Genomic DNA, 22262 nt, shown 5'->3' with positions numbered 1-22262 from the left:
TAATTTTAAACACCACGTTGATTATCGTAGAGGAGGGTATGCAGTTGGGGAAGGACGCGGACATTGCCCCAGTTATCATCAGTAGCGACGCGTTCCCAGAGTTCTTTGAGACGGTCTAGTTGATCTTGGATAATATTGCCTGTGGCCTTGGGTTCAGGATTTCCTGCTGATAAGAAGAGAACATCTGGTTGGTAGCGATCTTGAATACCTTTGGCAAAGGCCAAATCGGCATCGTCAAAGACAGGAATTTTAAAGGTGACCTTGTCTGGATCCAGTTGGGAAACGATAAAGTCCAAGGTCTCAAAGTTGACTTCCATCTTGGATGAAGGAGGTTTGGGGCTCAGAGTAACCTGGTCGATGTCTTTCAACCAATTTTGCCAGCGAGAGCCTTGAGTTTCAACAGCCAGAGTGACACCACGTTTCTTGAGCTTGGTTACTAGCTCAGCCATGTTGGCTGCTAGGATAGCAGGATTTCCTCCAGATAGGGTGACGTAGTCGTAGCTTCCTAGTTTATCCAAGGCAGCAATGACCTCGTCAGCTGTCATGCGAGTTGGTTTTTCAGAACCATCCCAAGTAAAGGCAGAATCGCACCAGTCGCAGTGGTAGTCGCAACCTGCAGTGCGGACAAACATGGTTTTCTGCCCAATTGCACGGCCTTCACCTTGAAAGGTTGGCCCAAAAATTTCCAGAACTGGTAGTTTGAGGACACGTTCCCTAGTCATCTAACCACTCCCGTCTAAACTCCGCAAAGGCAGTCGGAGTCTCATAGAGGCGAACGTATTCCAAACGGAGACCACGTTCGTCTGGTAACTCTTGGTTCATGGTTTGGAAAATCCAGTAAACCATATTTTCAGCAGTCGTGTTCATATAGGGAAGAGTTTCGTTTAGATAGCGATGATCCAAGTGGGGCTCTAAGTAGTTCTTGTAGATCGCTTTGATGTCTCCGAAATCGTAGGTCATGCCCCGTTCATCTAAAAATCCACTGACAGCAATCTGCAGATGATAGGTGTGGCCGTGCAGGGATTTGCATTTCCCCTCATAGTGAAAGAGGTGGTGGGCAGCATCGAAGGTAAACTCTTTTGATACCAAGGTTCTGTGAGGATTGTAGACAAGAGACTCCCCAGTTTCCTGTTTGATTTCTTTGGGTGCAAAAAACATTAGGCCTCTCCTTTCTGTGAGAGATAAACATCTAGACCATGTTGACGTAGATGGCAGGCTGGGCAATCTCCACAGCCACTTCCGATAATCCCGTTGTAGCAGGTTAAGGTCTTTTCACGAACATAGTCAAAGGCACCGAGTTGGTCGGCTAATTCCCAAGTTTCAGCCTTGTCTAGCCACATGAGAGGTGTTTGGATAACAAAGTCGTAATCCATAGCAAGGTTGAGGGTGACATTGAGGGATTTGACAAAAACATCTCGACAATCGGGGTAGCCTGAGAAGTCTGTCTCGCAGACACCTGTCACGATATCTTTAATGCCTCGTTGCTTAGCAAGAACTGCCGCAAAGGATAGAAAGAGGTGGTTGCGACCGTCAACAAAGGTATTGGGAACCTCTCCCTCTTTTTGCTCAATCTCCAGATCAGAAGTCAAGGCATTTTCAGTGATTTGCCCCAGCAGAGACATATCTAGGATATGATGACGAATCCCCTGTTCCTTGGCGATTTCTCTAGCGACTTGAATTTCGAGATGATGGCGTTGGCCGTAGGCAAAGGTGACGGCTTCGACCGTTTCATAGTGTTCTTTAGCCCAAAAGAGGCAGGTTGTAGAATCTTGACCGCCACTAAAGACGACCAAGGCAGATTGACGTTTCATAGTACTCCTTCCAAAATGGGAAATGTTCAGAGCACGCAAAAAGCTCCCTTGAGGGAGCTAAAAAATACCAAGTAGAGGTTTTTTTTAGCGATGGCATGTCCCAAACATCGTAATATTCTACCTACAGTCTAGCATATTTTTTGAAAAAAGGCAAAGGGCAAGAAAAAAGAGACCAAAGAAAGTATTTGGTCTCTAGTGTGATTAGCTCAATTCAGCAACGATGGCCTTGATCTGTTCTGCTGTGTGTACACCAGCAACTTGTTTCACAACTTGGCCGTCTTTTTTGAAGAGAAGAGTTGGGATAGACATGATTCCAAAGGCACGAGCTGTGTTTGGATTTTCATCAACGTCCATTTTAACGATTTTCAAAACATCTTCTGAAAGTTCTTCAGACAATTTATCCAAGATTGGACCTTGCATACGACATGGACCACACCAAGTTGCCCAGAAGTCTACCAAGACCAAACCGTCTTTTGTTTCTTGTTCGAATGTTGCATCTGTAATTGCTTTTGCCATTGTATTTCTCCTTTTTTAGTTATATTGGCTTAAATCTTGTTTCTTGAGATAGAAGAAGATATCTCCGTAAGTTCCATGGTAGTCCAAATCATGACCGTTGTAAGTCAATTTTTGAACAGGGTAGTAGTCTGCGACGCCGATAAGACAAGCTTGTTGTGAACGATCAAAGTCTTCATAAGATTCGAACGTTACAGTTCTTTCGTTCTTGCTGGCATCTAGATAGGTAATTTCAATCATTTTAAAAACTCCTTTGTTTAATGATGACTTTATTTTACTCCTTGTAAAATAGAATGTCAAGAAAAATGATTGCGCACGCAACTTTTTTTAAAAAAATCATCTTAAATCAAGAAATCCAAACCAGTTTCCAAGCTTTCTTCGACAGCCTTTTGTAGTGTGGCTAGTGTTTTTTGCCCATCACTTGTCAGGCAGATAAAGCTAGAGCGTCTATCTTGATCACAACACATGCGACTAAGCAGACCGCAATTTTTAGCTTCCAAGCGAGCCACCATCCGAGAAACAGCGCTCGGGCTCAGATGAAGCTTATCTGGTAGGTCAATCTGGCGTAGAGATTTTTCTTGGGCCAAATCCAGATAGTAGAGCAGGTAGAACTCTTTCAAGGTCAGACTTTGGTCACTCTGCTGGGCAATGGTCTCTTCCAAGAGACCTTCAATTTCTTTCTGCCGCCGATTGAAGTCAAACCATTTTTCCAAATAGGTCATAGTATCTCCTTTCATTAAAATTATAAACATTAAATAGATCTTGGAACAATGCTTATTTCATAAATTGATTGCGCATGCAATAATTATACTACTTTTTAAAAGAGCTGGCAAGAAGGACGCTGGCATCTTTTATCCTAAATTACACTGTTTTCACAAGTCTTTAATTGTCTGTATTCGCTTTTCTCCCTATTTTTATTAATTTTTGTGCATTTCCTTGAAATTTTCTGAAAAAAGAGTAAACTGGTATGCAGAAGTCTATTTCGTGGAGTTTAGGATGAAATTATATGTTCAATTAATGATTCTCTTTGTGATTTCTCTAATCGGAGAGGGGATTTCCAGTTTCTTTCATTTGCCTATCCCAGGCAGTATTATCGGTTTGATTATTCTTTTTCTAGCCCTGCAATTCAAGTGGTTGAGAACCAGGCATGTCAACATGGTTGGGAATTTCTTGCTGGCCAATATGACCATTCTCTTTTTGCCGCCAGCAGTGGGAATTATGGAGAAGTTTGATGTGATTGCTCCCTATCTTTTGCCAATTGTTTTGATTGTCTTTTTCGCAGCTGTTATCAATATTATCCTCATTGCTTTGGTGGTTCAGTTTATCAAGAGACGGTTTGAGGGAGATTATGAGAAAGGAGATGCCAAATGAGTGAATTTGTTTCCAATCCCCTGTTTGGGCTTGCCCTGTCTATCCTAGCTTACCTAGTGGGAATGCTGATTTACAGACGTTTTCCACATCCATTGACAACGCCCTTGCTTTTGTCAGCTGTTTTCATTATCATCTTTCTAAAGGTGACGGGTATTTCTTACCAAGATTACTACCAAGGTGGGGTTTATTTGAACAACTTGATTGTCCCATCGACCGTGGCTCTAGGGATTCCGCTTTATAAGAGTTTTCACTTGATGAAGCACCATGCTCGGAGTATTCTCTTTGGTAGTCTGCTAGCAGTAGTTGTCAATACCTCTTTCACGGCCCTTGTAGCTAAGATTTTTGGCATGGACTTTTTCCTAGCCATTTCTCTCTTTCCCAAGTCAGTAACAACCGCTATGGCAGTGGGAATTACAGAAAAATTGCAAGGTTTGACGACTGTGACCTTGGTGGTAGTAGTGGCGACAGGGATTTTAACCAGTGTCATCGGACCAACCCTTTTGAAGTGGTTGAAAATTGACGATCCAGTAGCTGTTGGTCTTTCCCTTGGAGGAACAGGCCATGCAGTCGGAACAGGCACAGCCTTTCGATACGGCTCTGTAGCAGGAGCTATGGGTGGTTTGGCTATCGGTGTCACCGGTATTCTCTATGTCTTTGTCAGCCCTATTGTAGCCAGTTTGATATTGAGTTAAAAAGCAAGGAATTCGGGTTCCTTGCTTTTTAAAATCGTATGTTATAGAGTATTACTTTTCTTTGATTAAGTGAATGACTTGGTCATAGTGTTTTAAGTCTTCTTCCGTGTAGTGGTGAATGACTTCAATGACTGTTTGAGGTAGGGAGAAGAGCAAGTCGCTAATTTTTCTGCTATTTTCCGAGTCAAGATTGGCCTTAATCTCATCTGCTAAGATGAGTTGGCTATCATGGTAGAGGGCGCGAGCGATTTCTAGGCGTTGTTTCTCGCCACCAGATAGACTATCATTTCTGAGCGTTCGATTTTTCAAATGTTCCAATCCTGTTTTTTTGAGGATATGATTTAAAGTCTCTTTATTTTTATCCAGTCCCAGAAGGATATTGTCTCCCAGAGATAGAGTGTCAAAGTAATGGCTATCTTGGAGAATATAGGAACTAAAGCTTGTGATTTCTTGACGTGACAGGTTCTGACCAGCAAAGCTAATCTGTCCACTTGTCGGTGTCTCTTCTCCATGAATGATATTGAGCAGGGTTGTTTTACCAGAGCCACTTTCCCCGATAATGGCGATTTTTTCTCCTTGCTTGATGTGCATGGAAATCGGAGACAGGAGGATATCCCCCTCTTTTTCTAGGGAGATGCTGTCAAGTTGGATAGGGAAAATGTTTTCTATACTTCTAGGTGAGATGGAGTCAGACTGACCCAAAAGTTTTTGGTATTTGTTGAGAAGAGTTCGAGTCGCTTTTCGGGTGTTGGTAAAGTAGGCCAACTCTTGAAATTGATAGCCGATATTATGGGAAACCAGATAGATGGCCACAAAACTCGCCGCATCTAAATAATTATAGTAGGTCATAAAGCCACCGATGACGATAGGTGTGACTGAGCAAAAGGCATCGATGCTATTGATCAAGAGACTGTTTAAAGTGCGTTGTTTTTCATAGTTGATTTCGGCCTCTAGACTGGTTTGTAATTGCTTTTGGTAGCGAGCAAAAAAGTAGTCTTGCCCCTGATAATGGCGAATTTGTTGGCTACCACCAATAAAATTTGTCAAGCTTGCTAAGTAGCTCTGGTTAACAGTGGACCGCTTTTCAGAAAGTGAATCCAAACGCTTTGATCCGATAGCACTGCAGAGTACAGGAAAGGAGTAGAAGAGGATGAAAATCAAGCCCAGGTAAAAATTGGTCCATAGGGCATAGAGAATGGACACAGTGGTAAAGCCCAGAGAAGAAATGATGATGACAGTTGGTTCAATATAGCTTTCTTCTAGTTGTTTGACGTCGTTTTCTAGGTCAGACAAAATATCCTTTTCATCGATCTCATAACTGTTTAAAAATCGCTTGAAAATAGCACTCTTGATTCCATATTTGAAATCAGTAATCAAACGAGCGTAGTAATAGCGTTTCCCAGCCAAACCTAGTAAGAGGATGAGATTTCCAAGGATTCCTAAAATCAAAACTTTCCAAAGAATGCCTAGCTCTTGATTGGTAAAACTGGCAACAATATTCTGAACAAGGGCTGGCGTGATAATTGCTTCCAGCCAAGTAATGGCAATAGAAAAGAAGTAAAGTATGAGGTGTTTCTTATTAACAAATCTTTTCAGCATAAAGAGTTGACCTCCTTATCGATATACATGTAATTAGTTTTAAAGTCATTATACTCCTTTTTATTAAATACTTCATATAAAAATGTAAGTCCTGAGAACGAAAAAAGTCTAGCGAGTTATTGTCGCCAGACTTTAAAACTATTGCAAATTAACCTTGTTTTTCAAGATATAGTAGATTCCGAGGTAGTAGATAGCTATGAAAATGAGTTCCTCAATAATGGATGTACTTGCTCCCATATAGAAATTATCATTAAGTCCTACAAGTGAATTGACATAGAAGTTAGTACTGGTATTGAAGAAAACTCCAATAAATCCTATGACGATTTGGATACCAATGTAGGCTGCAACAGCAAGTGCGGTACGGTATTCATTGAACAGTTGTCCAATGGAAATGGCCAAGTAAATGCAGAGGATTCCAGAAATAGTATTTAGTAGGAAGGATAACCCCACAAGAGAGAGTTTAGGAAGGTATGTTTCTACAAGTGGAAACCAGTCATAATGTGACATCCAATCTGGAACCGTTATAGTCACAATAAGAAAAGCACTTAGAGCCAGTACAGCCGAGCTAAGTATAGACCAGATGAAGGCTCCGACTAATTTAGCTGTGATGATATAGTGCTCAGAAACTGGCAAGGTCAAAGTCAGATAGCCTTGGCGATCATAGACACTACCTTTGAAGCGTTTGATAATCAAGAAAATGGTTGAAATCCAAAGTGTAATTATCAAGCCGCCAAAGACGAGAGCCAGAAAGATAAATAGGAAAGGTTGGCTATCTTTGAAAGATATATAAGAATAGTAGTGTCCTTGCATTCCTAGGGGGACTGAAAGGATGAGCACGGCTGCATAGAGGGCTAAATACCACTTGTTAACATTTTTAAATTCGTAGCGAACTAAATTCCAAAACATAATAATCTCCTTTGCTTAGGCCTTAAATTCCTGACGGAAGAGTTGGTCAATGGATTCACCTGACTCATAGCGAATGTCATCTACATTTCCTTGACGGACGACTTTTCCATCTTTGAGGAAGACAATTTCATCCAAGATTGGCTCGATATCAGAAATCAAGTGAGTAGAAATCAAAACGGTAGAAGTTGGGGAGTAGTTGTTGATAATGGTATTGAGGATATACTCACGGGCTGCTGGGTCTACTCCACCAATGGGTTCGTCCAGAACGTAAAGACGAGCATCACGGCTCATAACCAAAATTAATTGTACCTTTTCTTTGTTACCTTTTGATAGTTTCTTGAGACGACTATTTTCATCAATGCCAAGGTCAGCAAGTAGATGATGGGCGTGTTCAAGATTGAAATCTTTATAGAAGGTTTTGAAGTAGGTTAGGGCTTCTTTGACCTTCATTTGTTCATTGAGATAGGTGGTATCAGGTAAATAAGCTACGATAGCCTTAGTTGCTGGGCTTGGATCCATGTCGTTGATAAGGACACGTCCTTGATCTGGTTGTAAGAGGCCATTGATTAGTTTAATCAGGGTTGTTTTTCCTGAGCCATTTGGCCCAAGGAGACCAACAATTTTTCCAGCTGGGATGTCAAGGGAAACATTTTCAAGGGCTGGGGTTGCTCCATAAGATTTGGATACATTTTCAAATGCTAGTAATGACATAGGCTTAAACTCCTTTAATATAATCACTGACTACGCCTGGTAGTTCTTCTTTTTCATAGCCAAAATGGGTCATGGAGGAAACGAAGTGTTCCAATTCTTCTTCGGATAGTTGTTTGCGCGATTGGGCGATTAGCTCCTTATCTTCAGTCACAAACCGTCCAGTTGTGCGCTTGCTGTAGACAAATCCTTCTCGTTCGAGGTCTGACAAGGCTCTTTGGATGGTGTTTGGATTGACACCCGCCTCGCTAGCCAGCTCTCGCACGGTTGGAAGTTGTTGATTGGGCTCCAGTGTATGGGAAACAATCTGAAGCTTGATTTTCTCCATAATCTGTAAATAGATGGGTTTTTTGTTGTCAAATGTCCAGGACATCTTGGTCTCCTTTCTCCTATCCTTTTGTCTTAATTAAATAATACAACAAAACAAAAAACTTGTCAAGCAAAAAGAAGAATTGTTTTGGGAATCGCTTAAAAAATGGTATAATGAAAAGAAAACGATAAGGAGGGAAAGGATGCGTTGTCCAAAATGTGGGGCTACCAAGTCAAGTGTTATCGATAGTCGCCAAGCAGAAGAAGGGAACACCATTCGTAGAAGACGCGAGTGCGATGAATGCCAACACCGTTTTACAACCTACGAACGGGTAGAAGAAAGAACCCTAGTGGTTGTTAAAAAAGATGGCACACGGGAACAATTCTCCAGAGATAAAATCTTTAATGGGATTATCCGCTCAGCCCAGAAACGTCCTGTGTCAAGTGATGAAATCAACATGGTAGTCAATCGTATCGAACAGAAACTCCGTGGTCGAAATGAAAATGAAATTCAAAGTGAGGATATTGGTTCACTCGTCATGGAGGAGTTGGCTGAATTGGATGAGATTACCTATGTGCGTTTTGCCAGTGTCTATCGTAGTTTTAAGGATGTCAGTGAGTTAGAGAGCTTGCTCCAACAAATCACCCAGTCCTCTAAAAAGAAAAAGGAAAGATAAATGAAGCCAATTGACCGTTTTTCTTATCTAAAGAATAATCGGGTGTCACAAGATACCTCATCTCTGGTACAGTGCTACCTCCCGATTATCGGTCAGGAGGCACTGAGCCTTTATCTTTATACAATCAGTTTTTGGGATAATGGTAGAAAGGAATACCTCTTTTCAAGCATTCTCAACCATCTCAACTTTGGAATGGATAGATTGATAAAATCCTTGAAAATCCTATCTGCTTTCAATCTCTTAACCCTCTATCAAAAGGGGGATGTTTATCAGTTAGCCCTTCATGCTCCTCTATCTAGTCAGGACTTCTTGGAGCATCCTGTGTATCGTAGACTTTTGGAGAAGAAGATTGGCGATGCAGCTGTGGAGGATTTGGGAGTTGAAAGTGCTGATGGTGAAGAAATACCTGTCTCACTCAATCAAGTCTTTCCAGACTTGGCAGAACTGGGAAGTCAAGAAGACCTTAGTCTCAAGAAGAAAGTGGCCAACGATTTTGACTTAGACCATTTTCGTCAGCTTATGGCTCGAGATGGGCTTCGCTTTGCGGATGAGCAGTCCGACGTCTTAAACCTCTTTGCCATTGCCGAGGAGAAAAAATGGACTTGGTTTGAGACTTATCAATTGGCCAAGTCAACAGCTGTTTCCCAGGTTATTTCAACCAAACGCATGCGGGAAAAAATCGCTCAAAAACCTGTTTCCTCTGACTTTAGTTCTAAGGAAGCAACCATTATCAAGGAAGCCAAAAGTAAGACTGCCCTGCAGTTCTTGGCAGAAATCAAGCAAACACGCAAGGGAACCATTACCCAAACAGAAAGAGACCTCTTGCAACAGATGGCTGGTTTGGGCTTGCTGGACGAAGTCATAAATATTATTCTCTTGTTGACCTTTAATAAGGTAGATTCGGCAAATATCAATGAGAAATATGCCATGAAGGTAGCCAATGACTATGCCTATCAAAAGATTCATTCAGCAGAAGAGGCAGTCTTGCGAATCCGTGAGCGAGGGCAGAAGAGCCAGGCTCAAAAAAGCAGTAAACCGAGTCCTACCAAGTCCAATGTACCCAAGTGGAGCAATCCAGATTATAAGAATGAAACCAGCGAGGAAACTCGTCTGGAACTAGAACGTAAGAAACAAGAATTATTAGCTCGATTAGAAAAAGGAGGAGATTAGATGGAAAGTGTCGGAGACGTACTCAAACGTCAACCTAGCCGTTTTCATTATCAAGATTTGGTCCAGAAAATCATGAAGGACCCTGATGTTGCGGCCTTTATCCAGCAAGAATCCTTGACTCCAGAGGAATTGAATCGTAGTATCTCCAAGTTTAATCAATACATCACCGAGAGAGACAAGTTTCTCCGTGGGGATACGGATTATATTGCTAAAGGCTACAAGCCGATTTTGGTTATGAATCATGGCTATGCGGACGTTTCTTACGAAGAAACTCCTGAACTAATCGCAGCGGAAAAAGAAGCGGCTATTAAGAACCGTCTCAAGTTAATCAATCTGCCAGCCAGTCTTAAGAAAGCTAGTTTGGCTCAAGTTGACTTGGATGATTTGGGGCGCTTACCAGTTTTTGAGAAGCTACTAGCCTTCGTGGAACAATATCCAGCTATTCGAAAAGGTCTTTATTTATATGGAGACTTTGGTGTGGGTAAAAGTTTCATGGTGGCTGCCCTAGCCCATGATTTATCAGAAAAACGTGGTGTTTCATCCACTCTCCTTCACTATCCTAGCTTTGTCATTGATGTCAAAAATGCTATCGGTGATGGTAATGTCAAGACCTTGGTAGATGAGATTAAACTGTCTGAAGTCCTGATTTTAGATGATATTGGTGCCGAGCAATCAACAGCTTGGGTGCGTGATGAAATCCTGCAAGTCATTCTTCAATATCGGATGCAGGAAAATTTACCGACTTTTTTCACCTCCAACTTCAACTTTGAAGAATTGGAGCAGCATTTCGCTAAAGGGAAACATGGAAATGACGAAACCTGGGAAGCCAGACGCGTCATGGAACGCATCCGTTATTTGGCTGAGGAGACTCGTTTAGAAGGAGTAAACCGTCGATGACAGAAACAATCAAATTAATGAAGGCTCACACTTCAGTGCGCAGGTTTAAAGAGCAAGCCCTTCCTCAGGAAGATTTGACTGAAATCCTGACAGCAGCCCAGATGGCCTCGTCTTGGAAGAATTTCCAATCCTACTCTGTGATTGTAGTGCGAAGTCAAGAAAAGAAAGATGCCTTGTATGAATTGGTACCTCAAGAAGCTATTCGCCAGTCTGCTGTTTTCCTTCTCTTTGTCGGAGATTTGAACCGAGCGGAAAAGGGAGCTCAGCTTCATACTGACAACTTCCAACCTCAAGGTGTAGAAGGTCTCTTGATTAGTTCAGTCGATGCGGCTCTTGCTGGTCAAAATGCCTTGCTGGCAGCTGAAAGCTTGGGCTATGGTGGTGTCATTATTGGCTTGGTGCGTTACAAGTCAGAAGAAATGGCAGAGCTCTTTAACCTGCCTGACTACACCTATCCTGTCTTTGGGATGGCACTAGGTTTACCAAATGAAGAACATGAAGTCAAACCTCGCTTGCCATTGCATCAGGTGGTTTTTGAGGAAGAATACCAGGAACAAACAGTTGATGTGATTGAGGCTTATGACCGTGTACAGGCGGACTATGCTGGGGCGCGTGCGACCACAAGCTGGAGCCAGCGTCTAGCAGAACAGTTTGGACAAGCAGAACCAAGCTCAACTAGAAAAAATCTTGAACAGAAGAAGTTATTGTAGAAAGTGAGAAATTATGGCCCTACCAACTATTGCCATTGTAGGACGTCCCAATGTTGGGAAATCAACCCTATTTAATCGGATCGCTGGTGAGCGAATCTCCATTGTAGAAGATGTCGAAGGAGTGACACGTGACCGTATCTATGCGACGGGTGAGTGGCTCAATCGCTCTTTTAGCATGATTGATACAGGAGGAATCGATGATGTCGATGCTCCTTTCATGGAACAAATCAAGCACCAGGCAGAAATTGCCATGGAAGAAGCAGATGTTATCGTCTTTGTCGTGTCTGGTAAGGAAGGAATTACCGATGCAGACGAATACGTAGCTCGTAAGCTTTACAAGACCCACAAACCAGTTATCCTCGCGGTTAACAAGGTGGATAATCCTGAGATGCGAAACGATATCTATGATTTCTATGCCCTCGGTTTGGGCGAACCACTGCCGATCTCATCTGTCCATGGTATCGGTACAGGGGATGTGCTAGACGCCATCGTAGAAAATCTTCCAAATGAATATGAAGAAGAAAATCCAGATGTCATTAAGTTTAGCCTGATTGGTCGTCCAAACGTTGGAAAATCAAGCTTGATTAACGCTATCTTGGGAGAAGACCGTGTCATTGCCAGTCCTGTTGCTGGAACAACTCGTGACGCCATTGATACCCACTTTACAGATACAGATGGTCAAGAGTTTACCATGATTGATACGGCTGGTATGCGTAAGTCTGGTAAGGTTTATGAAAATACTGAGAAATACTCTGTCATGCGTGCCATGCGTGCTATTGACCGCTCAGATGTGGTCTTGATGGTCATCAATGCGGAAGAAGGAATCCGTGAATACGACAAGCGTATCGCAGGATTTGCCCATGAAGCTGGCAAAGGAATGATTATCGTGGTCAACAAGTGGGATACACTTGAAAAAGACAATCATACTATGAAAAACTGGGAAGAAGATATCCGTGAGCAGTTCCAATACCTTCCTTACGCACCGATTATCTTTGTATCAGCCTTGACCAAGCAACGTCTCCACAAACTTCCTGAGATGATCAAGCAAATCAGCGAAAGTCAAAACACACGTATCCCATCAGCTGTCTTGAACGATGTCATCATGGATGCCATTGCCATCAACCCAACACCGACAGACAAAGGGAAACGTCTCAAGATTTTCTATGCGACTCAAGTGGCAACCAAACCACCAACCTTTGTTATCTTTGTAAACGAAGAAGAACTCATGCACTTTTCTTACCTGCGTTTCTTGGAAAATCAAATCCGCAAGGCCTTTGTTTTTGAGGGAACACCAATTCATCTCATCGCAAGAAAACGCAAATAAAAAGTAGAATCTGGAATGACATTTCCAGATTTTTTTGATAGAATGAAGTGGAAGAAAACGCTATCAAAGGGAGGTGTCGATGATGGAACATTTGTTTAAATTCTTATTTTTAGCACCTTACTTTTATTTTGATAACTGGATTGAAAAGGCCAACAGAAATAGTAAATTTTTCCCAATTTTTTACTATTTTTACTGGGTTTACATCCCTCTCTATTCTCTTTTTAGTCTTGCTTGGACAGTTATTTCAGTTCTGTTTTTCAATATCGTCTTGAGAAATTTGACAGATATCAAGTTATGGGGCATTTGGTTTCTTTTTATTCTGCTAGCTATTGGTCTGAATAGGTCAACTTATTTCTGTTTCAAAAAAATGCTTCGCTTGAGACGAGAACTAGGGAAGTCTAAAGGTGGAAGGCATTGATTTATATTGGTAATAACATTTAATAGAACAAAACTAAAGAAAACAATTTTAAAGAGGAGGTGTCGCTGATGGAACATTTGTTTAAATTCTTGCTCATATTTCCCTGTATTTACTTTTTCAGCTGGATTGACAAGGATAATAGAGATAGTAAATTTTTCCCAATTTTTTACTATTTTTACTGGATTTACATCACCCTCTATGCTCTTTTTAGCCTTGCTTGGACAGTTTTTTCAGTCCTGCTTTTCAATATCGTCTTGAGAAATGTGGCAGATATCAAGCTTTGGGGCATTTGGCTATTATTACTATTTATTGCTTTTGCTAGTGACTGGTTAGACTATATCTGTTTCAAAAAAATGTTTCGCTTGAGACGGGAGCTAGGGAAGTCTAAAGCGGGGAGACATTGATTTATATGTTTTTTGTTGATAGGAGGTAGCTTATGGTACATCTAAAATCATTCATTACACGCTATTCCAAGGTCTATATTGGTTTAGTTCTGCTAATCTGGATTGCTTTCTTCTTTCTTCCTTGGGGCAGTCCGATTCTGGGGGGAAAGATTGACCTCTTCAGCATACAGAAAGTCTTGCTAGTTTTTGGTATTCTGTCTATTTTGATGGCCTTGCTGTCCAAGAAAGTCAGTCTCTTTGTTTTTGGACTCATCTGCTGTCTTTCTCTTTGGATAAATCTATTTATCCTATTTGCCATTTTGCCGATTTTTGGCAATTAAACCAACATAAAAGTCAGAGAGGTTAGCTTGGGAACTAGCCTCTTTTTCCTTTTCAAAATGGGGATTCTTCCTTGAAAATAATCAGTAATTGTGCTAAAATTAAAAGAACATTCTAAAATATTCGGAATTTAAAGTAAGGAAAAACATGGCTAATATTTTAAAAACAATTATCGAAAATGATAAAGGAGAAATCCGTCGTCTGGAAAAGATGGCTGACAAGGTTTTCAAATACGAAGACCAAATGGCTGCTTTGACTGACGACCAACTAAAAGCAAAAACAGTTGAATTTAAAGAACGTTATCAAAATGGAGAATCACTGGATTCATTGCTTTATGAAGCATTTGCGGTTGTCCGTGAGGGTGCCAAACGTGTCCTAGGTCTCTTCCCATATAAGGTTCAGGTCATGGGAGGAATCGTACTTCACCATGGTGACGTGCCAGAGATGCGTACAGGGGAAGGAAAAACCTTGACTGCGACCATGCCCGTATACCTCAATGCTCTTTCAGGTAAAGGGGTTCACGTAGTTACGGTCAATGAATATCTGTCTGAACGTGACGCGACTGAGATGGGTGAATTGTACTCTTGGCTTGGCTTGTCAGTAGGGATTAACTTGGCTGCCAAATCTCCAATGGAGAAAAAAGAAGCCTATGAGTGTGATATTACTTATTCAACCAACTCAGAAATCGGATTTGACTACCTTCGTGACAATATGGTTGTTCGTGCTGAAAACATGGTACAACGTCCGCTCAACTATGCCTTGGTCGATGAGGTTGACTCAATCTTGATTGACGAGGCACGTACACCTTTGATTGTATCAGGTGCTAACGCAGTTGAAACCAGTCAGCTCTACCATATGGCAGACCACTATGTAAAATCGTTGGACAAAGACGACTACATCATCGATGTGCAGTCTAAGACTATTGGTTTGTCTGATTCAGGGATTGACAAGGCTGAAAGCTACTTCAAACTTGAAAACCTCTATGACATCGAAAATGTGGCTTTGACTCACTTTATTGATAATGCTCTTCGTGCCAACTACATCATGCTTCTCGATATTGACTATGTGGTGAGCGAAGAGCAAGAAATTCTGATCGTCGACCAATTTACAGGTCGTACTATGGAAGGTCGTCGTTATTCTGATGGATTGCACCAAGCCATTGAAGCCAAAGAAGGTGTGCCAATTCAGGATGAAACCAAGACATCTGCCTCAATCACTTACCAAAACCTTTTCCGTATGTACAAGAAATTGTCTGGTATGACGGGTACAGGTAAGACTGAGGAAGAAGAATTCCGTGAAATTTACAACATTCGTGTTATTCCAATCCCAACAAACCGTCCTGTTCAACGTATTGACCATCCAGACCTACTTTTTGCTAGCATTGAAGCTAAGTTTAAAGCGGTTGTTGAAGACGTTAAGGCTCGTTACCAAAAAGGTCAGCCTGTCTTGGTTGGTACAGTAGCGGTTGAAACCAGTGACTACATTTCTAAGAAATTGGTCGCAGCTGGTGTACCTCACGAAGTCTTGAATGCTAAAAACCACTATAAAGAAGCCCAAATCATCATGAATGCTGGTCAACGTGGTGCTGTTACCATCGCAACCAACATGGCCGGTCGTGGTACCGACATCAAGCTTGGTGAAGGGGTTCGCGAATTGGGTGGACTTTGTGTGATTGGTACAGAACGTCATGAAAGCCGTCGTATCGATAACCAGCTTCGTGGACGTTCAGGTCGTCAAGGAGATCCAGGTGAGTCACAATTCTACCTATCTCTTGAAGATGACTTGATGAAACGTTTTGGTTCTGAACGCTTGAAGGGAATCTTTGAACGTCTCAACATGTCTGAAGAGGCAATTGAGTCTCGTATGTTGACACGTCAGGTTGAAGCAGCGCAAAAACGTGTCGAAGGAAATAACTACGATACCCGTAAACAAGTCCTTCAATACGATGACGTCATGCGTGAACAACGTGAGATTATCTATGCTCAACGTTACGACGTTATCACTGCAGATCGTGACTTGGCACCTGAAATTCACTCTATGATCAAACGCACGATTGGTCGTGTCGTTGATGGTCATGCGCGTGCCAAACAAGATGAAAAACTAGAAGCAATTTTGAACTTTGCTAAGTACAACTTGCTTCCAGAAGATTCTATTTCTGTTGAAGACTTGTCAGGCTTGTCTGATAAGGCTATTAAGGAAGAGCTCTTCGAACGTGCCTTGAAGGTTTACGATAGTCAGGTTTCAAAACTACGCGATGAAGAAGCAGTCAAAGAATTCCAAAAAGTCTTGATTCTACGAGTTGTAGATAACAAGTGGACAGATCATATCGATGCCCTTGATCAATTGCGTAACGCGGTTGGACTTCGTGGCTATGCTCAGAACAACCCTGTTGTTGAGTATCAGGCAGAAGGTTTCCGTATGTTTAATGACATGATTGGTTCGATTGAGTTTGATGTGACACGCTTGATGATGAAAGCACAAATTCATGAACAAGAAAGACCACAAGCAGAACACCATATCAGTACAACAGCGACCCGCAATATCGCTGCCCACCAAGCAAATATGCCAGAAGATTTGGATTTGAGCCAGATTGGACGTAATGAACTTTGCCCATGTGGTTCTGGTAAGAAGTTTAAAAACTGTCACGGAAAAAGACAATAAAATGAGATAGTTTAGAGGCGGATACCTTGTGAAAAGTATATTTTTACTTGGTATCCGTTTGCTTTATAAGGAGATGAGTTATGGTATTTACAGCAAAAAGTCCTAAAATTAATATTGAAGAAGTTCGTGCCTTATCAAAATTGGAAGGACAAGCTTTGGAGAGAAAATCACAGCGCGATCAAGAGCTAGAAGCCATTATACGTGGAGATGACCAGCGAGTTCTCTTGGTAATCGGGCCATGCTCATCTGACAATGAAGAAGCTGTTCTTGAGTACGCTAAGCGTTTGGCAGTCCTACAAGAAGAAGTAGCAGACCGTATCTTTATGGTTATGCGTGTTTATACTGCCAAACCCCGTACCAACGGAGATGGCTATAAGGGCTTGATTCACCAGCCTAACACGGCAGAAGCGCCTAGTCTCATCAACGGAATCAAAGCCGTTCGCCATCTTCACTATCGTGTCATTACGGAAACCGGTATGACAACAGCTGATGAAATGCTTTATCCTGAAAATCTTCCGCTAGTGGATGATTTGATTTCTTACATGGCAGTTGGTGCCCGTTCAGTTGAAGATCAGCAACACCGCTTTGTGGCAAGTGGGGCAGATTTCGCGACTGGGTTTAAAAATCCAACCTCTGGAAATCTCAATGTCATGTTTAATGGGATTTATGCTGCTCAAAACAAACAGAGTTTCCTTTTCCTAGGAAAAGAAGTGGAAACAACTGGGAACCCGCTTTCGCACGCTATTCTTCGTGGAGCAATCAATGAGTATGGTAAGAATATTCCTAACTACTACTATGATAATTTGATGGATACCATTGCCCAGTATGAGAAAATGGGCTTGGAAAATCCCTTTATCATCGTGGATACCAATCATGACAACTCTGGTAAGCAATACATGGATCAGATTCGAATTGTCCGCCAGACCTTGATTAACCGTGATTGGAATGAAAAAATCAAGCAGTATGTTCGTGGCTTTATGATTGAGTCTTATCTAGAAGACGGTCGTCAGAACGAACCAGAAGTATTTGGCAAGTCGATCACAGACCCTTGCCTTGGCTGGGAAAATACAGAAGCCCTTGTCAGAGAAATCTACCAAACGCTAGGAGAATAGTATGGCATTTATTGAAAAAGGTCAAGAAATTGATATTGAAGCAATCAAGGCAGAAACCCAATTGTCTGCGGAAGCCTTGCGACTAAAGGAGCGTCGTGATAGAGAATTGGCAGACATCATTTCAGGAGAAGATGACCGCATCCTTTTGGTGATTGGTCCTTGCTCTTCTGATAATGAAGAGGCTGTCTTGGAATATGCCCGCCGTTTATCCGCCTTGCAAAAGAAGGTGGCGGACAAGATTTTCATGGTTATGCGTGTTTATACTGCTAAACCTCGCACCAATGGAGACGGTTATAAAGGTTTGGTTCACCAACCAGATACCTCTAAGGCTCCAAGCCTGATTAACGGCTTGCAGGCTGTGCGCCAGTTGCACTACCGCGTGATTACAGAGACTGGTTTGACAACGGCAGATGAGATGCTTTATCCGTCAAATCTGGTCTTGGTGGATGATTTGGTCAGCTACCATGCTGTTGGGGCTCGTTCTGTGGAAGACCAAGAGCACCGTTTTGTGGCCTCAGGGATTGATGCACCAGTCGGAATGAAAAATCCAACCTCTGGAAATCTGGGTGTCATGTTTAATGGCATCTATGCCGCTCAGAACAAACAGACCTTCCTCTTCCATGGTCAAGAAGTTGAGACTTCAGGAAATTCTTTAGCCCACGTCATCCTTCGTGGTGCAGTTAATGAATATGGGAAAAATGAGCCTAACTTCTACTATGAAACTTTGTTAAATGCCATTGAGCGCTATGAAGCCATGGGACTTGAAAATCCCTTTATCCTCATTGATACCAACCATGATAATTCTGGCAAGCAATATATGGAACAGATTCGAATTGTCCGTCAGACCTTGCAAAATCGTGATTGGAATGAGAAGATTAAAAAGACAGTTCGAGGCTTTATGATTGAATCTTACCTAGCAGATGGTCGTCAAAACCAACCAGAGGTCTTTGGATGTTCCATTACCGATCCTTGCCTAGGTTGGGAAAATACAGAGGCCTTGGTAGAAGAAATCTATGCTACCTTGACAAAATAAGTGAAAAGGATGGAGTTGGGGGATTCTCAACTCCTTTTGATGAGTATGATAGTTGGACATGGAATTGATATCGAAGAGTTGGCTTCGATAGAAAGCGCAGTTGCACGACATGAAGGGTTTGCCAAGCGCGTGCTGACCACTAAGGAAATGGAGCGATTTGCCAGTCTCAAAGGGCGCAGGCAGATTGAATATTTGGCTGGTCGCTGGTCGGCTAAGGAGGCTTTTTCCAAGGCTATGGGAACTGGTATTGGAAAGCTCAGTTTTCAGGATTTAGAAGTTTTGAACAATGAACGCGGGGCGCCTTATTTTAGTCAGTCACCATTTTCAGGAAAGATTTGGCTGTCTATCAGCCATACAGATCAACTTGTGACAGCCAGTGTCATTTTGGAGGAAAATCATGAAAGCTAGTCCACATAGACCAACCAAGGCTCTGATTCATCTGGGAGCTATTCGACACAATATTCAGCAAATGGGGGCTCATATCCCTCAAGGAACGCTCAAGTGGGCTGTGGTCAAGGCCAATGCCTATGGTCATGGAGCTGTTACTGTTGCTAAGGCAATTCAAGATGATGTTGATGGCTTTTGCGTTTCCAATATCGATGAAGCCCTTGAACTCAGACAGGCTGGACTCAGCAAGAAAATCCTCATTTTAGGAGTTTCTGATCTAGAAGCTGTTGCTCTTGCTAAAGAATACGATATCACCTTGACTGTGGCTGGACTGGAGTGGATTCAATCACTCTTAGATAAGGAATCAGACCTAACTGGTTTAACAGTCCACCTCAAGATTGACTCAGGAATGGGACGAATTGGTTTTAGAGAGGCTCGTAAGGCTGAGCAGGCTCAAGACATACTCAAGCAACACGGTGCGCATGTTGAGGGGATTTTTACCCACTTTGCTACTGCAGACGAGGAATCAGATGACTACTTTAATGCCCAGTTAGAACGGTTTAAAGCTATTTTGGCAAGTATGAAAGGTCTTCCAGACCTGGTTCACGCAAGTAATTCTGCAACGACTCTTTGGCATGCAGAGACTATTTTTAACGCTGTTCGTATGGGAGATGCTATGTATGGTCTTAACCCAAGTGGAGAGGTATTGGACTTGCCCTATGACTTGAAACCAGCCTTGACCTTGGAATCTGCCTTGGTTCATGTCAAGACAGTGCCAGCCGGAGCTTGCATGGGCTACGGAGCAACTTATCAAGCGGATAGCGAGCAAGTCATCGCGACCGTGCCAATCGGTTATGCGGATGGTTGGACACGAGACATGCAGAATTTCTCTGTCTTGGTAGATGGCCAAGTTTGCCCAATCGTTGGGCGGGTTTCAATGGACCAAATTACCATTCGTCTGCCTAAGCTTTATCCGCTAGGAACAAAAGTAACCTTGATCGGCACCAACGGCGACAAGGAAATCACAGCTACTCAGGTAGCGACCTACCGTGGAAGCATTAACTATGAGGTGGTTTGTCTCCTCAGCGATCGCATTCCGAGAGAATATGATTAGAAAAGAAAGGAGTGGAGCATGAATCTACATCAACCCTTGCATGTCTTACCTGGTGTGGGACCAAAGTCAGCAGAAAAATACGCCAAACTAGGAATTGAAAATTTGCAAGATCTCTTGCTCTACTTTCCTTTCCGTTATGAAGATTTCAAGACCAAGCAAGTATTGGAACTAGAAGACGGTGAAAAGGCGGTTCTTTCTGGTCAAGTCGTGACTCCTGCTAGTGTCCAGTATTATGGTTTCAAGCGCAATCGCCTGCGCTTTAGTCTTAAGCAGGGAGAAGTCGTTTTTGCGGTGAACTTCTTTAACCAGCCCTATCTGGCTGATAAGATAGAGTTGGGAGCAACTCTTGCCGTCTTTGGAAAATGGGATCGTGCCAAGGCTAGTCTGACAGGGATGAAGGTCCTGGCTCAGGTGGAAGATGACCTCCAACCTGTTTATCGCTTGGCTCAGGGAATCAGTCAGGCCAGTTTGGTTAAGGTCATCAAGACGGCCTTTGATCAGGGGCTGGACCTCTTAATAGAAGAAAATCTTCCTCAGTCCTTGCTGGATAAATACAAACTCATGTCCCGTTGTCAGGCCGTTTGTGCCATGCATTTCCCCAAGGATTTGGCAGAATACAAGCAGGCCCTTCGCCGTATCAAGTTTGAGGAACTCTTTTATTTCCAAATGCAATTGCAGACCCTCAAGTCTGAAAATAGAGTTCAGGGAAGCGGTTTGGTTCTGAATTGGTCTCAGGAAAAAGTGACGGCTGTTAAAGAAAGTCTGCCTTTTGCCCTGACCCCAGCTCAAGAAAAGAGTTTGCAGGAAATTTTGACAGACATGAAGTCCGACCACCACATGAATCGTCTCCTACAAGGGGATGTGGGGAGCGGAAAAACGGTGGTCGCTGGCTTGGCCATGTTTGCGGCGGTGACAGCTGGTTATCAGGCTGCCCTCATGGTACCGACAGAAATCCTTGCAGAGCAACATTTTGAGAGTTTACAGAACCTTTTTCCAGACTTGAAATTAGCTCTTTTGACAGGTTCCTTGAAGTCGGCAGAAAAAAGAGAAGTCTTGGAAACCATTGCCAAGGGTGAGGCTGATTTGATTATCGGAACCCACGCTCTGATACAAGATGGGGTGGATTATGCTCGTCTTGGTTTGATTATCATCGATGAGCAGCACCGTTTTGGCGTGGGGCAAAGGCGTATTTTACGGGAAAAAGGCGACAATCCAGATGTTCTCATGATGACGGCGACTCCCATTCCACGGACGCTGGCCATCACAGCCTTTGGCGATATGGATGTTTCCATTATCGACCAGATGCCTGCGGGTCGGAAACCTATTGTGACACGTTGGATTAAGCATGAGCAACTGCCTCAGGTCTTGACTTGGTTAGAGGGGGAAATCCAAAAAGGTTCTCAAGCCTATGTCATCTCTCCCTTGATTGAAGAATCAGAAGCTCTGGATTTGAAAAATGCTATTGCCTTATCAGAGGAGCTGACGGCTCATTTTGCTGGTAAGGCAGAGGTGGCTCTTCTACATGGTAAGATGAAGAGTGACGAAAAAGACCAGATTATGCAGGAGTTCAAAGAGAGAAAAACGGATATTTTGGTTTCGACGACGGTTATCGAGGTCGGGGTCAATGTTCCCAATGCGACCGTTATGATTATCATGGATGCCGATCGGTTCGGTCTCAGCCAGCTTCACCAGCTCAGAGGTCGTGTCGGTCGGGGGGACAAGCAGTCCTATGCTGTTCTCGTTGCTAATCCCAAGACTGATTCTGGGAAAGACCGCATGCGCATCATGACAGAAACCACCAATGGATTTGTCCTTGCGGAGGAAGATTTGAAAATGCGGGGTTCGGGTGAGATTTTTGGAACCAGACAGTCAGGTCTCCCAGAGTTTCAAGTGGCTGATATTATAGAAGATTTTCCGATTTTAGAAGAAGGCAGAAAGGTTGCTAGCTACATTAGTTCGATAGAAGGTTGGCAAGAGGATTCGGAATGGCGCATGATTGCCCTTCATATGGAAAAGAAAGAACATTTAGATTAATACTCTTCGAAAATCAAATTTAAACCACGTCAACGTCGCCTTGCCGTACTCAAGTACAGCCTGCGGCTAGTTTCCTAGTTTGCTCTTTGATTTT

Annotated in this window: 26 protein-coding genes; 16 read left to right on the top strand and 10 right to left on the bottom strand. The window is 42.7% G+C overall.

Annotated elements, in window-relative coordinates; translation table 11 throughout:
* Window positions 1-5: 5 nt before the first annotated feature.
* From queE to HT734_RS08920, 6 genes are all read right to left on the bottom strand, one after another.
* Window positions 6-722 carry a 7-carboxy-7-deazaguanine synthase QueE gene (gene queE, locus HT734_RS08945; protein ID WP_033679804.1) on the bottom strand — a complete coding sequence of 239 codons (717 nt, stop codon included), beginning with the start codon at window positions 720-722 and terminating at the stop codon, window positions 6-8.
* Complete coding sequence (gene queD / locus HT734_RS08940) at window positions 715-1158, bottom strand: 6-carboxytetrahydropterin synthase QueD (RefSeq protein WP_000464573.1); 444 nt, start codon at window positions 1156-1158, stop codon at window positions 715-717. Before queD ends, queE begins: the two co-directional genes overlap by 8 nt.
* On the bottom strand, window positions 1158-1811 hold the full coding sequence (queC, locus tag HT734_RS08935) for a 7-cyano-7-deazaguanine synthase QueC (RefSeq protein ID WP_000828768.1): 654 nt from the start codon (window positions 1809-1811) through the stop codon (window positions 1158-1160). The genes queD and queC overlap by 1 nt, the downstream gene beginning before the upstream one ends.
* 201 nt (window positions 1812-2012) lie before the next feature.
* The gene (gene trxA / locus HT734_RS08930) at window positions 2013-2327 is read right to left on the bottom strand and encodes a thioredoxin (protein WP_001029581.1); all 315 of its coding nucleotides are present in this window, start codon (window positions 2325-2327) and stop codon (window positions 2013-2015) included.
* Window positions 2328-2342: 15 nt separating this feature from the next.
* Window positions 2343-2564 (bottom strand): DUF4649 family protein, encoded by a 222-nt coding sequence (locus HT734_RS08925; RefSeq protein WP_000570255.1) that lies wholly within the window; start codon window positions 2562-2564, stop codon window positions 2343-2345.
* Between the two features lie 101 nt (window positions 2565-2665).
* Entirely contained in the window at window positions 2666-3046 is a 381-nt protein-coding gene (locus tag HT734_RS08920) for a MarR family transcriptional regulator (protein ID WP_173277884.1), read from the bottom strand.
* Between the two features lie 274 nt (window positions 3047-3320).
* On the opposite strand from HT734_RS08920, the gene HT734_RS08915 reads away from it, so the two are divergent.
* Both HT734_RS08915 and HT734_RS08910 read left to right on the top strand, forming a co-directional pair.
* The gene (locus HT734_RS08915; protein ID WP_000781325.1) at window positions 3321-3695 is read left to right on the top strand and encodes a CidA/LrgA family protein; all 375 of its coding nucleotides are present in this window, start codon (window positions 3321-3323) and stop codon (window positions 3693-3695) included.
* The gene (locus HT734_RS08910) at window positions 3692-4387 is read left to right on the top strand and encodes an LrgB family protein (RefSeq protein WP_001288952.1); all 696 of its coding nucleotides are present in this window, start codon (window positions 3692-3694) and stop codon (window positions 4385-4387) included. Before HT734_RS08915 ends, HT734_RS08910 begins: the two co-directional genes overlap by 4 nt.
* A gap of 51 nt (window positions 4388-4438) precedes the next feature.
* Here the strand turns inward: HT734_RS08910 and HT734_RS08905 are convergent, their stop codons facing one another.
* From HT734_RS08905 to HT734_RS08890, 4 genes are all read right to left on the bottom strand, one after another.
* On the bottom strand, window positions 4439-5986 hold the full coding sequence (locus HT734_RS08905) for an ABC transporter ATP-binding protein (RefSeq protein WP_173277885.1): 1548 nt from the start codon (window positions 5984-5986) through the stop codon (window positions 4439-4441).
* 138 nt (window positions 5987-6124) lie between these two features.
* A complete protein-coding gene (locus tag HT734_RS08900) occupies window positions 6125-6892 on the bottom strand; it encodes a hypothetical protein (RefSeq protein ID WP_173277887.1) in 768 nt (255 codons plus the stop codon).
* A 15-nt stretch (window positions 6893-6907) separates the two neighbouring features.
* Window positions 6908-7603 carry an ABC transporter ATP-binding protein gene (locus HT734_RS08895; RefSeq protein WP_173277889.1) on the bottom strand — a complete coding sequence of 232 codons (696 nt, stop codon included), beginning with the start codon at window positions 7601-7603 and terminating at the stop codon, window positions 6908-6910.
* Between the two features lie 4 nt (window positions 7604-7607).
* On the bottom strand, window positions 7608-7973 hold the full coding sequence (locus HT734_RS08890) for a GntR family transcriptional regulator (RefSeq protein WP_000119150.1): 366 nt from the start codon (window positions 7971-7973) through the stop codon (window positions 7608-7610).
* A 139-nt stretch (window positions 7974-8112) separates the two neighbouring features.
* Between HT734_RS08890 and nrdR the strand changes: the two genes are divergently transcribed.
* From nrdR to recG, 14 genes are all read left to right on the top strand, one after another.
* The gene (gene nrdR / locus HT734_RS08885; protein ID WP_001203672.1) at window positions 8113-8586 is read left to right on the top strand and encodes a transcriptional regulator NrdR; all 474 of its coding nucleotides are present in this window, start codon (window positions 8113-8115) and stop codon (window positions 8584-8586) included.
* Window positions 8587-9756, top strand: a complete 1170-nt coding sequence (locus HT734_RS08880) for a replication initiation and membrane attachment family protein (protein ID WP_173277891.1) — start codon at window positions 8587-8589, stop codon at window positions 9754-9756. It abuts the gene before it with no gap.
* Window positions 9757-10653: a primosomal protein DnaI gene (gene dnaI / locus HT734_RS08875; RefSeq protein WP_042900503.1), complete on the top strand. Its 897-nt coding sequence runs from the start codon at window positions 9757-9759 to the stop codon at window positions 10651-10653.
* Window positions 10650-11363 (top strand): NADPH-dependent oxidoreductase, encoded by a 714-nt coding sequence (locus tag HT734_RS08870; protein WP_173277893.1) that lies wholly within the window; start codon window positions 10650-10652, stop codon window positions 11361-11363. The genes dnaI and HT734_RS08870 overlap by 4 nt, the downstream gene beginning before the upstream one ends.
* 13 nt (window positions 11364-11376) lie before the next feature.
* Window positions 11377-12687: a ribosome biogenesis GTPase Der gene (der, locus tag HT734_RS08865; protein WP_001207696.1), complete on the top strand. Its 1311-nt coding sequence runs from the start codon at window positions 11377-11379 to the stop codon at window positions 12685-12687.
* A gap of 82 nt (window positions 12688-12769) precedes the next feature.
* On the top strand, window positions 12770-13105 hold the full coding sequence (locus tag HT734_RS08860) for a hypothetical protein (RefSeq protein WP_173277966.1): 336 nt from the start codon (window positions 12770-12772) through the stop codon (window positions 13103-13105).
* Between the two features lie 68 nt (window positions 13106-13173).
* Window positions 13174-13509: a hypothetical protein gene (locus tag HT734_RS08855; protein ID WP_173277895.1), complete on the top strand. Its 336-nt coding sequence runs from the start codon at window positions 13174-13176 to the stop codon at window positions 13507-13509.
* A 32-nt stretch (window positions 13510-13541) separates the two neighbouring features.
* On the top strand, window positions 13542-13829 hold the full coding sequence (locus HT734_RS08850; RefSeq protein ID WP_054388004.1) for a hypothetical protein: 288 nt from the start codon (window positions 13542-13544) through the stop codon (window positions 13827-13829).
* Between the two features lie 145 nt (window positions 13830-13974).
* On the top strand, window positions 13975-16488 hold the full coding sequence (secA, locus tag HT734_RS08845) for a preprotein translocase subunit SecA (protein ID WP_173267205.1): 2514 nt from the start codon (window positions 13975-13977) through the stop codon (window positions 16486-16488).
* An 80-nt stretch (window positions 16489-16568) separates the two neighbouring features.
* On the top strand, window positions 16569-17600 hold the full coding sequence (locus tag HT734_RS08840; protein WP_000232187.1) for a 3-deoxy-7-phosphoheptulonate synthase: 1032 nt from the start codon (window positions 16569-16571) through the stop codon (window positions 17598-17600).
* 1 nt (window position 17601) lies between these two features.
* Window positions 17602-18633, top strand: a complete 1032-nt coding sequence (locus HT734_RS08835; RefSeq protein ID WP_173277897.1) for a 3-deoxy-7-phosphoheptulonate synthase — start codon at window positions 17602-17604, stop codon at window positions 18631-18633.
* Window positions 18634-18678: 45 nt separating this feature from the next.
* The gene (acpS, locus tag HT734_RS08830; RefSeq protein WP_049538791.1) at window positions 18679-19041 is read left to right on the top strand and encodes a holo-ACP synthase; all 363 of its coding nucleotides are present in this window, start codon (window positions 18679-18681) and stop codon (window positions 19039-19041) included.
* A complete protein-coding gene (gene alr / locus HT734_RS08825) occupies window positions 19031-20134 on the top strand; it encodes an alanine racemase (protein WP_173277899.1) in 1104 nt (367 codons plus the stop codon). The genes acpS and alr overlap by 11 nt, the downstream gene beginning before the upstream one ends.
* 18 nt (window positions 20135-20152) lie before the next feature.
* Window positions 20153-22168, top strand: coding sequence for an ATP-dependent DNA helicase RecG (gene recG / locus HT734_RS08820; RefSeq protein ID WP_173277900.1), 2016 nt, complete (start codon window positions 20153-20155; stop codon window positions 22166-22168).
* Window positions 22169-22262 lie beyond the last annotated feature (94 nt).

The sequence above is a fragment of the Streptococcus sp. k-90 genome (assembly GCF_013277565.1).
Lineage (GTDB): Bacteria > Bacillota > Bacilli > Lactobacillales > Streptococcaceae > Streptococcus.
The sequence above is the reverse complement of the archived record's forward strand: the minus strand, read 5'-3'. Positions and strand labels throughout refer to the sequence as shown.